Source organism: Hyphomicrobium sp. (genome assembly GCF_019753045.1).
Classification (GTDB): Bacteria; Pseudomonadota; Alphaproteobacteria; order Rhizobiales; family Hyphomicrobiaceae; genus Hyphomicrobium_B.
The window spans coordinates 1-14,818 of sequence record NZ_JAIELN010000006.1 but is presented as its reverse complement, the minus strand read 5'-3'; the positions used below and the strand labels follow the sequence as shown (position 1 = coordinate 14,818).

The following is a 14,818-nucleotide window of genomic DNA, read 5'->3' as shown; positions in this document are numbered from 1 at the left end:
CAGTCCTCCGGATGCAAACGCCACGTTGCCTCGAAGCTCGCTCCGAAGCTGTTCCCCGCGTTACAGCAGCTCCCGGGCAGCTCCATTGGCCCAAGTTTTCCTCAATCCTTGAAAACACCAGATTTTCCGCGTGATGAGATGCGCATTTGGCGTCCTTGCGAAGATATGACAGTAAGGACGGCACTCGACGTCTTGGCCCGCCCTTCCTCATGTTTCCCCCGGCGAATCCGAAAGCAGAAACGATGCCGTCCACCTTCGTTGCCCCGATCAGGATCAGGCTGAACGCGATATGGCTCGTGGGGCTGTTGCTCCTCGGCGCACCAGGCGACGCGGTGGCAGCTCAGTGCGGCAGCGGCGCGGCAGGATTTGCAAACTGGCTACAGCGGTTCAGACTGCAGGCTGCAGCGCAAGGCATCGCATCCGGGACGATCCTATCGACTCTTTCCGACGTGACCTATGACCCGGCAGTCGTTCGCCTCGACCGCTCGCAGCGATCATTCAAGCTGAGCTTTCAGCAGTTCTATGCCCGGCGCGTCGACAAGGCATTGATCAATCGCGGTCGAGTGCTGATGCAGCGTCACCGCGCGCTGCTCGATCGCATCGAACAGCGCTTTGGCGTACCCGGCGCGGTGATCATCGCGATCTGGGGCCTCGAAACGCATTACGGCGCCGACGCAACCGCCCGCTATTCGATCATCCGTTCGCTCGCGACCCTGGCCTACGATTGCCGCCGCAGCGAATTCTTCACCGGCCAATTGCTCGACGCCTTGCGGATCGTCGGAGAAGGCGACCTGACGCCTGCACAATTGCGCGGCGGTTGGGCAGGCGAGATCGGCCAGACACAATTTCTACCGACCCCATACATCCGCTTCGCCGTCGATTTCGATGGTGACGGCAAGAAGGATTTGATCCACAGCGTACCCGACATCCTCGCTTCGACGGCGAGCTTTCTCGCAGGCCACGGCTGGCAACGCGGCGGCAGTTGGGAACCTGGCTCGCACAACTACGGCGTCATCGCCCAATGGAACAAGGCCGACGTCTACGACCGAACGATCGCGGCGATGGCCGACCAACTGAGCGGCGGCTAAGGGCCGCCGCAACAGTCGACGGTTAGGACCAACGGCGGAAAATCACTGACGCGTTGACCCCGCCAAAGCCGAACCCGTTCGAAAGAACATAGTCGACGTCGCTTTTCCGCGCCTCGGGACCGATGAGATCCAGGCCTTCGGCTTCCGGATCCGGATCGGCGAGATTGAGCGTCGGCGGCAGCACGCCGTTTCGCAAAGCAAGAATGGAAAATACAGCTGCGAGCCCACCGGCAGCGCCGAGCAAATGCCCCGTGGCTGACTTGGTCGATGAGATCGCAGGCCCGCGTCCATGCCCAAACATGGTGCGCATAGCGGCAAGCTCACCCGCATCGCCGACCTGCGTCGAAGTCGCGTGGGCATTGAGATAGCCGATGGCGTCAGGTGAAAGGCCCGCCATCGCAAGTGCATCGCGCATGGCCCTCAATGCACCGTTCCCATCGGGTGGGCCTGAGGTGAGGTGAAAAGCATCCGCGCTCGTGCCGTACCCGACGACTTCGGCGAGCGGAACAGCGCCGCGGCCGAGCGCATGCTCCTCGCTTTCGAGCACGAGCATGCCCGCGCCTTCGCCCATCACGAAGCCGTCTCGCGCCCTGTCGAACGGTCGCGACGCTTTTTCCGGCGCGTCGTTAAAGCCTGTCGAAAGCGCACGCGCCGCTGCAAATGCTCCGAGCGCAACTCTGTTGATGCACGCCTCTGCGCCACCGCAGACCACGACATCGGCCTCCCCGCTGCGGATCAATCGCATGCCGTCGCCGATGGCTTGCACGCTCGCCGCACACGCCGTTACCGGCGCGCCGATCGGCCCCTTGAGACCATAGAGGATCGAGACATTCCCAGCAGCAAGATTGACGAGAAACGACGGGACCGTGAACGGCGAAAGCTTCTTTGCGCCACGATTGTCGACCGTCCGCACTGCGTCCGTAATCGTAAGAAATCCACCGATGCCCGACGCGATGACCGTTCCTGTCCGTTCGCGCGACCGCTCGTCTTGCGGAGCCCATCCGGCTTGCGTCAAGGCCTGTCGCGACGCCTCGATCGCAAAATGGATGAAGCGATCCATCTTCTTGCGGTCTTTGGCGGGAACCGCCGCCGCGAGGTCGAATCCTTCCGGATCTTCCGAAATATCGGGAACGACCCCGCCGACTTTGCAATCGACATCCGGCACGATCGCTTCATCGAGGCGCCGTATTCCCGATTGGCCGGAGATGAGACGTTTCCACGCCGCGTCCACGTTCGCACCAAGCGGCGACACGAGCCCCATGCCTGTCACCACGATCCGTGAACCTGTCTTACGATCTGCCACAGTGGCTCCCTTTCAGATGTTGATCACGACGGCTCCGCACGACGCCGAGAACGCAAGGACGTCGAGTCGAGCCAGATAAATTATCTCCATAATTTAAAATCACAACCTGCGCCGGCAAGTGGCGTCGTCAGCCATGAAATTTCATAGAAATTGGAAGCCGTTGAGACGGATCGCGGAATTCTTCCCGTCCATCTTGTATTCGCAATCTTGCTGTGACCCGCTCGCCACCCGCAGCTCCGAACGAACCGATTTTGCCCGCCGATTTTGGTGGAAGCTGGCTCGGGCGCACTAGGCGGCTTCAACGGCGGGGCTTAAAAAGTCACACGCGCTGGCCACACACGGAGTTTTGCTCGATTGCGGCTTATGCCACCGCATGCCAGAAAGGCGAAAGCGTTTCGGGCCGTATGTCGGGGTTCAAGTCGCCAGTCGGTTTGCGTCTGTAGCGTTTGTATTGTGAAGAGTATCGCCTGTGAGCGTCGTTCGAAAAATAGCAGCGAGTTTCTCCAGCACGGCCGGAGGCTTCTTTCTCCTGTCGGTGACGGTGGCACTGGGCCTCGTACTCTACGTTGTCACCACACCCGACAGCGTCTCCGCACCCGCCCACATCGACGCTATCGCAACGCCTCCGCTCGTGAGAGCCGTTCCCGTCTCATCGCCGTCCCCGTCCGCTAATGTCGTCAACATCGCATCGACGGCCTTGACCAAACCCGTCGCCGCGCCCGTTCTTCCGTCGGATCGCGGTGCGCGCGTGCGCCAGTTGCAGAAGGCGTTGGCGCGGGCTCAATGCTACAATGGTCCGATCAGCGGCATCTGGAGCGACGCGTCGAAGGACGCGATGCGCGGCTTTGCTGAAACGGTCAACGCGCTGCTGCCGGTCGATAACCCGGACGATACGCTCGTCGCCTTGGTCGAATCCAATGATACCGCCGTATGCGCTCGCGGCCGCGCGATATCGACGGGCGCGCTGAGTTCTGAGGCGCGCTCAGCATCGCTTCAGCAAGTACGCGAGGAAATCTCTCCTCCAGCGGCACCGCTGCCTGCGGCAGTCGTCGAGCGGTCATCGGCGGACGAGCGCACCATGCTCGATCATCCTTGGGCTCCCGCCGAAATGCTCACGCTACGGAAGGAAACCGTAGCAGCCATTCCCGCATCGGATGAACCGCGCGTTCCGGCGGTTGCTGTGACGACCATTCAGGCCGCCTCGACCAATGAGGCTGTCGCCGCGCCGGCACCTTCCACAATTCATTTCCAAGACGATAAAGTTCTGCCGCCTCCGCAGGCGAACGACCCGTCATCGGCCGAATTGGCGCCCGCTGCCGAAGCCCCGGTCGCCCCACCGCCAAAGCCGAAGAAAGCCAAGACCGCAAAACGCAAGCCCAGCCAATATGACGACATGCAGACGTCCATCAGCAAAGGCTTCGATACGCTGCAGCGGTCTATCTCCTCGATGTTCTAAACGCCGTGCTGCGGGAGAAATCATATGCGTTGGATCGCGCCCGCAATGATGGCCATTGCCATCACATCGTCATCAGCGGCGGCCAACGCCGGCGACTATGCCCCGCTCGATTGCAGCAAAGCGAAATCGCCGGCTGAACGAACGATCTGCCGCGAATACGACCTCGGCCAAAGCGAAGCTCGGATGGCGACGCTCTTTGCCATCACGACATCGCTCGTCCCTATGGGACAGCGCGGCGACATCCAAGACGACCAGCGCAAGTGGCTGCAGTCCCGCGACGCTTGCGGCAAAAATATCGCATGCCTGCAGACGAGTTACGCTCGGCGGATCGAGAAACTCGAAAATGTCATGGCAGGCATCGCATCACGCGGACCGTATTGAGCGTCATATATACCGACCCCATATTGGCCGGGAACGCGACCCAGCATTTGGCGTTCAGCCAGCAAAATCGGGCCTGCCAGCCCGGCCCCATGCTTCGTGCCCGCATGCACCCAGCGCAAATTGGAGATCGCGCATGACGAAGTCCGCACGAATCTGCCTCTTAGCGACGGCATTCGCAGCCGCCACCGCCACGTCCGCAAGCGCCATAGAATGCAACGAAGATTATCAGATTGTTCAGGGCCGCCCGATATCAACGCCATATTGCCGCGATAATTACTTAGCCGCCGTAGCGCGGACATATGGCTACAAGGTCGCCGACACCGCCATCCGCAACAATCCAGCCCGTAAGGAAGAAATCTGCAGATACATCGGCAGCGACATTCGCGTGCAAACAGCATGCGAGGAGGTTCTGCCGGATTCACGCGACACACGCTAGTTCGATTGCTTTGGCACCGCTGATTTCCGCGGCGCCAAGCCCCGTGGCAAACTCCCCACCCCCCTAGAAAGGCACACAGCCATGTCCACAGCGACCGTAACAAAAAATCATTCCGGCACCTTCGCCATCGGCGGCGATATGACGGTGAACCGGCTCGGCTTCGGCGCGATGCGCATCACCGGCAAAGGAATTTGGGGTGAACCGGAAGACAAGCAGGAATCACTCCGCACGCTTCGCAGGCTCCCCGAACTCGACATCAATTTCATCGACACTGCCGACAGCTACGGACCCGAAGTCAGCGAGTTGCTCATCCGCGAAGCGCTTCATCCCTACAAAGGCTTGATCATTGCGACGAAGGCGGGCCTTGCACGAACCGGCCCCGATGTCTGGATTCCTCTCGGCCGGCCCGAATACCTGCTTCAAGAAGTGAAGATGAGCATCCGCAGATTGGGTGTCGAGCGCCTCGACCTCTGGCAACTGCATCGCATCGATCCGAAAGTTCCGCAGAACGAGCAGTTCGACGCCATCAAATCGATGCAGGCGGAAGGTCTCATCCGCCACGTCGGCCTGAGTGAGGTCAAGGTAAGCGAAATCGAAGCGGCTCAGAAATTCTTCAAGGTCGCGACCGTTCAGAATCTTTATAACCTGGGCAATCGCAGCAGTGAGGACGTTCTGAACTTCTGCGAGAAGCAGAATATCGGCTTCATCCCGTGGTTTCCGCTTGCCGCTGGCGATCTCGCGAAGCCGGGCTCGCGTCTCGAGTCGATCGCGAAAAAGCACAACGCCGTTCCGAGCCAGATCGCGCTCGCATGGCTGCTGAAGCGCAGCCCTGTCATGCTGCCCATCCCCGGCACGTCGAAGGTGAAACATCTCGAAGAGAACGTCGCCGGAGCAAACATCAAGCTGAGCGACGCCGAATTTGCAGAACTCAGTGAGCTGTCGAAGAAGAAATAGCAAACGCGGGCGGTACCGGTGGCGAACTCGCAAAAGAGTTCGCCATCCTTTTCATCATCGCGACGACTTCCGGATGCTCGTTGCGGTCCCAGTCATGCAGCATGTGCGCCAGGTCGGCTTCGCGTTGACGAAGAAGACGCTCGTAAATCGATCGGCCTTTGTCTGTTAGTTCGATGATGCTTCCCGCCTCGCGGGCCATACCGGCGGCTTCGAGCCGGCCGAACGGACGCGGCGGCCGCGTTTCCTTGGGACCGAGGAGCTTGCGAATGTCGTCCTTCTCCGCTTGGCCGCCCCGTTCGCCCAAGCGCGCCAGAAGCCACAACTCATCCGGCTGAAGTTCGATGCCAAGACGCGACGCCGCCGCCTGATAGACGCGCCAGCGATTTTCCCGTGCCGTGATGCGCTCCACAATCCGCTCGAGTTCATCGAGCGAGGTCGCGTCGCGCGGCATGAGCAGCGGATCAGATGACGGCTCCCTCGTGATACTGCTTCGGAGCGGCACTTCCTGGATAGCGAATGACAGCAGAAACGCGACGAGCGCCAATAGCGTCGCGGTGCGGAACACGGGATGCAACGCCGCGATGAAGAAATTGTCGTAGGCGGACTTCATGTCTCCCGAAAGCGCCACCACGGCATCGGGATTGGTCAGCGTCGCCGAGAGTTCCGGCGCCGATGCCATGATTTCCCGCTGCAGCACGAAGGCAAAGATCGCCCCGAACATTGCAACGCCGACGCAACCGCCGATCGACCGGAAGAGCGTAACCCCTGAAGTCGCGACGCCGAGCTGTTCGAAATCCACGGCATTCTGCACCGCCATGACCAGGATCTGCATGACCATGCCGAGGCCGAGCCCGAGCATGAGCATGTAAACCGAAGTCGTGAATGGCGTGGTTTCAATCGTGATGCGCGACAGAAGCATGAGCGCGATCGTCATGATGCCGGTGCCCATGACCGGAAATATCTTGTAGCGCCCGATCCGCGCGATGATCTGACCGCTCACGATTGAGCTGGTAAAAACGCCGAGCATCATGGGCGTGAGATGCCAGCCGGCGCTCGTCGGATCGAGGCCTTTGACGATCTGGAAATAAAGCGGCAGGAGCGTGATCGATCCGAACAGAGCGAGCCCGACAATGAGGCCAATGGAGGCCGCAATGACGAATGTCCGGTTTTTGAAAAGCGATAACGGCAGCAACGGATCGATGGCTTTCGTCTCGACATAAATGAACGAGGCAAGTGACGCGACGCCAAGCAGCGAGAACGCGAACAGGCTGACCGGCGCTTCTTTGACGAGAACCGCCCCGAAACTCGTGATGAGCACGAGCATGGAGAGCGCCGTCCCGAGCAGCACGGCGCCCGCGTAGTCGATATAAATGTTGGACTTCTGGAGGTGCGGGCGGAACGTTCTATTGATGACGAAGAGAGCAAGGATGCCGAACGGCAAGTTGATCAGAAAGATCCAGCGCCACGAAGAATGGTCGACGATGTAACCGCCGATCAGTGGTCCAAGCACCGTGGACAATCCGAATATCCCGCCGACGAACCCCTGGTATTTTCCCCTTTCGCGCGGCGGTACGATGTCGCCCACCACCGCGACCGAAGTAACGATCAAGCCGCCGCCGCCGAGACCCTGCACGATGCGGAAGGCGATGAGTTCCGGCAGATTTTGCGCGATCCCGCAAAGTGCCGACCCGACGAGAAAAATGATCACCGCCGCTTGCAACACCAAGCGGCGTCCGAAAAGGTCGCCAAGCTTGCCGTAAACCGGAACGACGACGGTGGTAGCCAGCAAATAGGCCGTCACGATCCAGGTGAGATGGGATAAGCCGCCGATCTCGCGCACGATGGTCGGAAGTGCTGTTGCGACGATCGTCTGATCGAGCGAAGCGAGCAGCAGCACGAGGGAGAGCGCGAAAAAAATCGTCATCCGGTCGCGCGTGCTGGTCTCGGGCAGAGGCAGGGCTTCGGAACGGGTGTACTGCATGATGCGGAAACGCCGGACCCGTGATTATGTGGCGTATATATTTTTGACTGGGCACGATTTAAACCGGAGATGTCAACCGGCATTGCGCCTGGCAATGCCACAATTGCTCTGCAGCGCATCAATCCAGGGAACCCAACGAGAGCAACGCGGTAGTGTCTCCGGGTGACCTGGACACGGTATTGGGAAATCGCGAATTTCTGAACCCCGCTCATAGGGCGCTTATCCGCAGGTAGCGCCGCAGGAGCAACACAACCCATCATAAGCTCGGCGCAAAATCGGGTTCGGTTGGCCCATCTTCACGAATATGCTAGCCGAGCTTTGGCGAATACTGAGGACGTTCATGCGGTCACACGCAGCCGGCATAGTTGCAACATTGTTGATATGGCTGACGGCAAGCCTTCCGGCTTCGGCGAACCCGACGCTGCTGTTCGAGCCCGCAACCGGCAAGGTCCTCTATGCTGAGGACATCGACGACATCTGGCACCCGGCCTCGCTGACGAAGCTGATGACGGCATACGTCGCCTTCGAAGCAATCAAAGAGGGCAAAGTCCGTCTCGACGATAAGATCCCCTGCTCGCTGGTCGCGACGTTGCAACCGCCCAGCAAGGTCGGATTGAACGTCGGCGCCACGCTGTCGGTCGAGCAAGCCCTGCAAGCGGTTATCATCAAATCCGCCAATGACGTGACGGTCATGCTCGCCGAAGCCATTTCCGGAAGCGAAAGCGCCTTCATCGACCGAATGAACGCGACGGCGCGGCGCCTTGGCATGACGCATACGAATTTTGTCAATACGAACGGCCTGCCTGATCCGGGCCAGCTCACGAGCGCACGCGACATCGCAAAAATCTCCCGCGCCGTCGTCAGCGAGTACCCGCAATATGCGAGTTACTGGGCAATGCCCGACATGCGCATCGGCAAGCGGCGCCTCGGCAGTCACAACGCCCTCCTCAGAACGTTCGCGGGCGCCGACGGCCTGAAGACCGGCTTCACATGCGATTCTGGATATAACGTCGTTGCCAGCGCCACCCGCGATGGCCGGCGCCTCATGGCAGTCGTTCTCGGTGAATCGTCCGGCAACGAACGGGCGATCCGCGCCGCCAGCCTGTTGGAGTACGGATTCCAGACTTACGACTGGAAGCAGCTTTTCAACACGACCACCATCGATACGCTGCCGATGGACCCGAGCGCCAAAGGCATCACCACGGTACGCGATACGGTGGCGGCATGGGGCTGTGGTGGCCACAAGCGGCACACGTCGGCCGGTAAACACAAGTCGAAAAACAAAGTCGCAACGTCCAAGGTCAAACGCGCGAAAAAAAGTGGCGAAGCCGACGACGACGCTCGCTCGGCATTGAAGGGGCCCGACGCCGAGGGCGCGCCTTCGAGTTCATCGGCCGGCGCAGCCCAGCCGCAAGCCGCCCAAGCCTCCCCTGAATAAGCCGGGCCAAAGCCAGCGGCTAGACGATCAGGTCCAGCGGCCCTTTTCGAAAAATGCAGCCTGGCGGTTGAGCCGTGTCGGGCGGCAACGCCTGGTCCGAACCAGCCCCATCCTCTCCGTTATCGTTGTCGCCGGGCGCTGATGGCTTCACCCCGTCAGATCCGTCGTCGGACGGTGTACCGGGATTTGCGTCAGGCGTGTCCTCTTTCGGCTCCCCGTTCTGGGCAAGTTCCATTCCGGCACAACTCAGGAATAGGGACGCGTCATAATTGGCTCCACGATCGGCTGCGTGTCCGGCCGCGACCAGCGGAAAATAGACCGTCGCGAAGAACGCCGAAGCCCTCAAAATCCAAGTCATTTCGCAATCGTCCTAGCTTTTCGCAGCTGAGAGGCGAGCCGCCTCGTGGCGCCGCCTCACCTCTGATTAACCACATGGCCGAAGAAGCGCGCTGCGACTGAGCACAATATGGCGTCAAACTTGCTTTTCCGAAATCCGTCAACCTGGATTTAAGCCTTGAGTAGGACCTTACGATGGCCTTGCCGTTGCGCCCGACGCAGAACACCGACCTGGACTTTACGCCACCGCCACAAGATCTCGGCGCCATGGCCGAAGTTCTCGAGGGCAAACACGGAACATTCGCTGCGGGGATCGCCGAATTCTTCGCCCTCTATCATGGACAGCGAGGGGACGCGGGACGGGCTTGGGCATGGACGGGGATCGCTGAACTCGTTCGTAGTCGCGAACGGGATCGCCTCGAGGGCATCTGAACGACGGGAATTTACTGCACGTGAAGAGCGCGACAGCCGAGAAGTTCTGCCCGGCCGGGGGCGTCGCGAACGAGGAAACCGCGCCAACGCGCGTCGAACAACCTCGCAGGGTTTTCGCAATAGCGCGAGACATCATCGCCGGCCTCCCGAAACTCGCCGTCAACCTCATCGCTTCTAAGGACGAGCGCGAGCGCACCCAGCGCGACGCGATCCTGGCCTTTGCCGTCCGCGTTCTGAGCGCCGGCCTTCTCTATCTCACGCAAATCGTGCTCGCCCGCTGGATGGGCGGCGCGCAATACGGAATCTACGTCGCGGTCTGGACCTGGGTCCTGATCCTTGGAGCGATGTCCCACCTGGGATTGAATTACGCCTCGATCCGCCTTGCACCCTCGTACCGCGAAACGGGCGACTTTGCGCATCTCCGCGGCCTGATCTGGGGCGTGCGCATGCTGGCGCTCGCAGGCGGCACCATCGTCATGCTCCTCGGCGTTCTTGGAGTCTGGCTCTTCAGCGACCGCATCGAACCGAACTTCCTATTGCCCATCTATCTCGCACTCGTCTGCATCCCGCTTTACGCTTTGACAGACGTGCAGGACGGCATCGGACGCGGCAACGGCTGGATGAGCACAGCACTCGTGCCGCCATACATACTGAGGCCACTGCTTCTGCTCGCAAGTATGTTCGTCGCCAATCAAGCCGGACTGCCGATGAATGCCGCGACAGCGGCTGGCGGCGCGATCGTCGCGACGTGGCTGGCAGGATTGCTTCAGGCACTGTCGATAAACAAACGCGTGCGCGCGACAGTCCCGGCGGCGCCGCGTGAGACCGATTTCCGGTCCTGGCTGACGATCTCCGCGCCGCTCCTGGTTATTCTGACGGCCGAGCTGCTTCTCCAGAATACCGACATCCTCGTCGTCTCTCGCTTCATGGCGCCGGCCGACGTCGGCATCTATTTTGCGGCCGGTAAGACGATGGCCCTCATCATGTTCGTCCACTATGCGGTCGGAAGCGCGGTCGCTCACAAGTTCGCGGCATTCAACGCGCGCGGAGACCACGACGGCCTGCGAACGTTTGTGAGAGATTCGGTCAACTGGACCTTCTGGCCGTCGCTCGCCGGAGCGGTGATCATCCTCGCATTGGGAATGCCGCTTCTTTCGCTCTTCGGTCCGAACTTCGACGCCGGTTACCCGGTAATGTTCGTTCTCGTCGTCGGCTTCCTGTTCCGGTCGGCAATGGGTCCGGCTGAATTTCTTCTGAATATGCTGGGCGAGCAGAAACTCTGCGCGACCGTGCTCTTCTCGGCAGCGCTGCTCAACATCGCGCTCAATATGGCGTTGGTGCCGACGTACGGCATGATTGGCGCAGCGGCAGCAACTGCACTTTCGCTGATGACGGCGGCATCTCTGAACGCGCTCGTCGTCTGGCGGCGCCTCGGTATCCAAATGCCGATCTGGAACAACCTGCCGAAGTTCTGATCGTCTTCCGCGCTGGCGGCCATATCAAGGCCCGCGCTTGCGGCCGGCTCCGCGAAGCGGAGTCGCAAGCGCCATCCAAAAAGAGTCGCCAGCGCCAATCAAAACTACATCGGCGAGCCGATGACCAGCGTCCAGAACGATTTGAATTCGGTTTTTGGATCTTGAACCAGCGCGATGCCCATGTGCTGCGCATCGGGCGTCAAAAGGTTCTTGTTGTGGCCGGGGCTCTCTTCCCAACCCTTCAACACTTCGTTGAAATTGACCTGGCCCGTGCCGACGTTCTCAGCCGTGAGGCGTGCCCGATAGCCCGCGCGCTTCACGCGGTCCCACGGATTTGAGCCGTCCGAACCGTAATGAGAGATGCGGTCCCACTTCGCGAGATCGCGGGAATGGGACTTGGCGGCTTCGGTCAGCTCCGGATTGAGCTTCAGCGGCTTCAGGCCGTTCTTCTTGCGATAGGCATTGATGAGATCGCGCGCCATCTCCGCGTTGAGAGCGGTGCGGGAATAGTCGCGATCGGAAAGCACGCCAGGAGGTGCTTTCTCGAACGTGCCCGTGGGTGCTTTGTCGAGCGCGGCGACCTTCACGTCACGCGGCACTGAAGGTTCGCCGCCGAGACCGACACTTTTGACCGTCGGAGCATACGAAGCGGACGGCGACGACGTGATCGACGCGGTGGTGCCGGGATCGGTAAAGCCCGAAGAGATGGATGTGGAGCCAAGGCTGCAACCCGCTAATGCGGAAACAAGCCCGGCGGTGAGCGCGACGCGATACATTTTGGCTACTCCCGGCACGAAACGTGCGGCTGTGGTCAGCATTGCCGGAAATCCGTTAACTGCCCGTTAACGCTAACGAGATGCGAATCGCTCGTGACCTCGCGCCACTGCGAACTTTCAGAGCCACTCATTACGCCGGACCCCTCGCGAACTCGAACCCCTGCCCCAGGGCCATAATCGCCTCAATAAGGTGTCGCGATTTTGACCGAGGCACGGCGAAAGCCTGACGCGACGGCCGCCGTCGAGCATTTCGAGGACATAGAACCGTTGTGGGTCAAATGCGGGCGGCCCTTGGAAGTGAAGGATCAATCATCGAAGTTGTCGCGACAGCGCATCTGATTCGCGCGGGGGGACTTTTCGATGAGTGCAGCCATCGAACAATCAGCCATGGAAAAATCCGAGCGGACAGCCGCGGCCGGATTTTCGAACCATCTCGGTGTTCGCGACCTTTTGCTGCTTCGCATCGCCGTGGGCGGAGCGACGCGCGCCGATCTTCAACGCGACGTCGCGCCCTTGCTGGCCCCGCGGATCTCGGGCACCGAGTTTCGTCAGGCCGCCGAGCTGGCGCTGAGCACGCTCGCCGGTTTACAGCTGACAACCGAAGCGAAAGGGCGCCTGACGGCAGGCGCCAAGGGTATGAAGGCGGCTGAGGTCATACTGTCCCCGGCGCGCGGCTTTCCCGAAACCTGGGCCGACGTCAAAACCAGCCTCATCCTCGCCGCGCTCCGAGCCAGCGACACACCATCAGTCAGAAAAGCGATCCAGCGGGCGGAAGGCCTCGCCGCACTCGTGTTGCAGCATCACTTCAGAAAATCGACGGCGCGGGTCCACTCGCCAGCCGATCTCAGGGCCGAACTCGCAATCGTCGCCCTCGAACGCGCCTTCGGCAATAAAATAAAGACCGGCCTCGGCAAGGGCGCGGGCCTGCCGGCCAAACCGGGCAGGCTCCTCGCCGGTCAACTATTCAAGCAGCCGCGCGAGATCGCGAGCGACGGCAAGCTGATCATCCAGCTTGCATGCGAAATCGCCGGTTGCCGCGAGCCGTCGTTGGTCGCGCTCGAACTTGCGCTGCTGCGGGCGCTCATGGTGCCCAATGACGAGGGGGCCCGTGCGCAGCCCAGCCATCCGCGCGCCGAGCCGCCGCGGCGTGCGACGCGTGCGCCCACCCCGAAGCCCGCAAACGACCGCGCTCCTCTTGAAGAGAGCCAGCCAGCGCCTTATCGAGTTGCGTCTCCTCCCGACATGCCCGAATTCTGTCGCGCTGTTGTCGATGCGGCACGACCGGTGGCGGAGGGCTGGCCAGGCAACCGGAAGGCGTTTATCTCTTTGGTATGGAAGGCGATTCGCAACGCGCGTCCGGACTGGGGACTATCCGAGATTGCATTCAAGGGAATGCTCGCGGAAGCCCATCGTTCAGGCCAGCTCGAACTCGCGACCGCTGATCTCAAAGACGGTCGCGACCTCAAATCGCTCGAGGACTCGAAGATCCTCTACAAGAACACTGTCTGGCACTTTGTGCGCGTTCAAGATTGAAGGCATTCCGGTACGCAATGGGTGTTGAAGGCGCTTCCCTCAAGCCGACGTTTGCTCCTTCGCTCGCGCCTGACAAGCTGAGCGAAGCGTTCGAGCATTCCATTACCTGGGAAGATGATCTCTGGCGCGCCGACCCCGTCGACGTGCCGGAAATCCACGCCAAGGCACGCCAGAAATTCAACGATCTCCTCACGACGGTCACATCCGGGCGCGGCTATCACGTGCAGGATCGCATCCTGCTGTTCCACGGCCAGTCGGGCGCTGGAAAAACCCATCTGTTGCGGGCTTTGCGCACTGATAGCCATCGCAGCGGCCAGAGCTATTTCGGCTACGCGCAGATGACGCCGGATGTGCAGAACTACGCCGACTTCTATCTGCGCCGTCTCGTGCACTCGCTCGAAAAGCCATACGACCCGGATCGCTTCGGCGAGTCCGCGCTGTCGCGTCTGACGAACCGGATGGTGCTCGATTCTGAGGTCATCTCATCGCAAGATCTCGAGAAGCTTCGCGACGCGACGCTCGACGACAAGCAGCTCGCGCATTTCATTCTCCGGCTCGCCGATCAGATCGTCGCCTGCGACAAGTTCCAGACGCGCGAGCTCGACATCAACATCGTGCGCGCGCTGCTTTACCTGCAGCGCCGCGATCCACGCATTGATCAGCGCGTCAGGCAGTATCTCAACGGCCGCCAGTTGACGGCGATCGCGCACGAGGCTGTCAGCGCGCTCGATCCCAATGACGGCGAGGATCGCGCTTTCGAAATCATCGCCGCACTCGGCGCGCTCATCTGGACCGTCGATCGCGCTGCGCTGGTCTTCTGCATCGATCAGGTCGAAGACCTGCGCTTCTTCGACAATGCCGAGGACCGCTTCCAGCGCGCCGTCCGCGATCTCATTCAGATCGCCAACCGGCTGACCAACGCCATCATCATTATCTCGTGCCTCGAAGACTTCTACGGTCAGGTGCGCAGTCTCGTCGCGCAGTCGTATATCGATCGCATCGAGAAATCGGGCCCCGTTCTCTTGCGCGAAAGCCGCACGCCGGAGGAAGCGCGCCTCATCATCTCGAAGCGGCTGGCGCATCATTCGGAAATCAATGGCGGCGGCCTGAGCTTCCCCGACGCCTCGCAATTTTTCGGACCCCAGTTCTTCGAAGAATTCGGTGGTCTCTCCACGCGCCGACTGTTGGAACATGCTCAGTCACGCCTGCGCGAGGCGACGTCGACCGAA

General features: G+C 60.9%; 13 protein-coding genes and 1 pseudogene. 10 read left to right on the top strand and 4 right to left on the bottom strand.

Translation table 11 applies throughout. The features are described from left to right. Positions 1-242 precede the first annotated feature (242 nt). A complete protein-coding gene (locus K2Q04_RS06820) occupies positions 243-1,088 on the top strand; it encodes a lytic murein transglycosylase (protein ID WP_291161053.1) in 846 nt (281 codons plus the stop codon). A gap of 22 nt (positions 1,089-1,110) precedes the next feature. Here the strand turns inward: K2Q04_RS06820 and fabF are convergent, their stop codons facing one another. Further along, on the bottom strand, positions 1,111-2,391 hold the full coding sequence (fabF, locus tag K2Q04_RS06815) for a beta-ketoacyl-ACP synthase II (protein ID WP_291161050.1): 1,281 nt from the start codon (positions 2,389-2,391) through the stop codon (positions 1,111-1,113). 469 nt (positions 2,392-2,860) lie between these two features. On the opposite strand from fabF, the gene K2Q04_RS06810 reads away from it, so the two are divergent. The 4 genes from K2Q04_RS06810 to K2Q04_RS06795 all read left to right on the top strand — a co-directional run bounded on the left by K2Q04_RS06810 (position 2,861) and on the right by K2Q04_RS06795 (position 5,618). Further along, positions 2,861-3,847, top strand: coding sequence for a hypothetical protein (locus K2Q04_RS06810; protein ID WP_291161047.1), 987 nt, complete (start codon positions 2,861-2,863; stop codon positions 3,845-3,847). A 24-nt stretch (positions 3,848-3,871) separates the two neighbouring features. Then, positions 3,872-4,228, top strand: a complete 357-nt coding sequence (locus K2Q04_RS06805; protein ID WP_291161044.1) for a lysozyme inhibitor LprI family protein — start codon at positions 3,872-3,874, stop codon at positions 4,226-4,228. Between the two features lie 133 nt (positions 4,229-4,361). Continuing rightward, positions 4,362-4,664, top strand: a complete 303-nt coding sequence (locus tag K2Q04_RS06800; protein WP_291161041.1) for a hypothetical protein — start codon at positions 4,362-4,364, stop codon at positions 4,662-4,664. An 81-nt stretch (positions 4,665-4,745) separates the two neighbouring features. Then, positions 4,746-5,618 (top strand): aldo/keto reductase, encoded by an 873-nt coding sequence (locus tag K2Q04_RS06795; protein WP_291161038.1) that lies wholly within the window; start codon positions 4,746-4,748, stop codon positions 5,616-5,618. Here the strand turns inward: K2Q04_RS06795 and K2Q04_RS06790 are convergent. Beyond that, positions 5,593-7,599 (bottom strand): MDR family MFS transporter, encoded by a 2,007-nt coding sequence (locus K2Q04_RS06790; protein WP_291161036.1) that lies wholly within the window; start codon positions 7,597-7,599, stop codon positions 5,593-5,595. The two genes, K2Q04_RS06795 and K2Q04_RS06790, sit on opposite strands and share 26 nt — an antisense overlap. A 340-nt stretch (positions 7,600-7,939) precedes the next feature. Between K2Q04_RS06790 and K2Q04_RS06785 the strand changes: the two genes are divergently transcribed. Then, positions 7,940-9,037: a D-alanyl-D-alanine carboxypeptidase family protein gene (locus K2Q04_RS06785; protein ID WP_291161033.1), complete on the top strand. Its 1,098-nt coding sequence runs from the start codon at positions 7,940-7,942 to the stop codon at positions 9,035-9,037. Between the two features lie 19 nt (positions 9,038-9,056). On the opposite strand, the gene K2Q04_RS06780 is transcribed toward K2Q04_RS06785, so the two are convergent. After that, on the bottom strand, positions 9,057-9,395 hold the full coding sequence (locus K2Q04_RS06780; protein WP_291161030.1) for a hypothetical protein: 339 nt from the start codon (positions 9,393-9,395) through the stop codon (positions 9,057-9,059). 173 nt (positions 9,396-9,568) lie between these two features. Here K2Q04_RS06780 and K2Q04_RS06775 point away from each other — a divergent pair, with 173 nt between their 5' ends. Both K2Q04_RS06775 and K2Q04_RS06770 read left to right on the top strand, forming a co-directional pair. Further along, entirely contained in the window at positions 9,569-9,805 is a 237-nt protein-coding gene (locus K2Q04_RS06775; RefSeq protein ID WP_291161028.1) for a hypothetical protein, read from the top strand. A gap of 20 nt (positions 9,806-9,825) precedes the next feature. Further along, on the top strand, positions 9,826-11,280 hold the full coding sequence (locus K2Q04_RS06770) for a lipopolysaccharide biosynthesis protein (RefSeq protein ID WP_291161025.1): 1,455 nt from the start codon (positions 9,826-9,828) through the stop codon (positions 11,278-11,280). A gap of 104 nt (positions 11,281-11,384) precedes the next feature. Here K2Q04_RS06770 and K2Q04_RS06765 read toward each other — a convergent pair whose 3' ends face one another. Then, positions 11,385-12,098 carry a CAP domain-containing protein gene (locus K2Q04_RS06765; RefSeq protein ID WP_291161023.1) on the bottom strand — a complete coding sequence of 238 codons (714 nt, stop codon included), beginning with the start codon at positions 12,096-12,098 and terminating at the stop codon, positions 11,385-11,387. A gap of 318 nt (positions 12,099-12,416) precedes the next feature. Here K2Q04_RS06765 and K2Q04_RS06760 point away from each other — a divergent pair, with 318 nt between their 5' ends. Both K2Q04_RS06760 and K2Q04_RS06755 read left to right on the top strand, forming a co-directional pair. Continuing rightward, the gene (locus tag K2Q04_RS06760; RefSeq protein WP_291161020.1) at positions 12,417-13,589 is read left to right on the top strand and encodes a hypothetical protein; all 1,173 of its coding nucleotides are present in this window, start codon (positions 12,417-12,419) and stop codon (positions 13,587-13,589) included. Positions 13,590-13,606: 17 nt separating this feature from the next. Then, positions 13,607-14,818 (top strand): annotated as a pseudogene (locus tag K2Q04_RS06755) (AAA family ATPase); the annotation flags it as partial.